At 68.9% G+C, this 746-nt stretch carries 2 protein-coding genes; one reads left to right on the forward strand and one right to left on the reverse strand.

Features of this window, described 5'->3' with window-relative positions; genetic code table 11:
• Window positions 1-454: MFS transporter (locus tag G3N99_RS41375; protein WP_206125326.1), on the reverse strand; the 454-nt coding region annotated here is incomplete at its 3' end.
• 97 nt (window positions 455-551) lie between these two features.
• Here G3N99_RS41375 and G3N99_RS41380 point away from each other — a divergent pair.
• The coding region (locus G3N99_RS41380) for a LysR family transcriptional regulator (RefSeq protein WP_206125327.1) at window positions 552-746 on the forward strand (195 nt) is incomplete at its 3' end.

The following is a 746-nucleotide window of genomic DNA, read 5'->3' on the forward strand; positions in this document are numbered from 1 at the left end:
GGCCGCGCTGCGCCTCGGGTGCCATCGACGCGGCCATCGGCACGAGCATCTGGATCACGCTCGACGCGGCGCCGGCCACGAGCGTCGCCAGCAGGAATACGGTGCCGGACCGCGTGAACGCGGGCAACGCGAGCGCGACTGCGCACGCGGCCAGCGTCGTGACGATCAGGCGGCGGTTCTCGAGCAGGTCGACGAGCGGGACGAGCAGCACGAGCCCGGCGGCGTAGCCGAGTTGCGGCAGCATCGCGACGAGGCCGGTCAGGCCGGGCGGCAGGTGCAGGTCGGTGCTGATCGGGCCCGTCAGCGGCTGCGCGGCGAACAGGTCCATCACGATCACGCCGACCGTCGCGGCGAAGAACACCGTCATGCCCGTGCTGAGCGCGGGCGGCGAGCCGGCGGACGCGCTGACGGGCGGGCGAGCGGCGGCGGGGCAAGGGTTGGCAGGGCAGTTCATCGGAAGCCTGGCGAATGGGTCGAAGGAGTACCCATCGTAGGTGTCGGATGTTTATGCGACAATTGAAATATCTCTAACATGATTATGCGAGTTTGTTTTGAATACGCGTGATCTCCAGGCATTCGTCGCGGTGGTCGACAGCGGGTCGATGGTCGCCGCGGCCGCGAAGCTCCACCTGACGCAGCCCGGCCTGACGCGGCGCGTGCAGAACCTCGAAACCCTGCTCGGCATGCCGCTGCTGGAGCGGCAAAGCAAGCCGCTGAAGCCGACCGCCGCCGGGCGGGACGTCTAC

The sequence above is a fragment of the Burkholderia sp. Ac-20392 genome (assembly GCF_017104585.1).
Lineage (GTDB): Bacteria > Pseudomonadota > Gammaproteobacteria > Burkholderiales > Burkholderiaceae > Burkholderia > Burkholderia lata.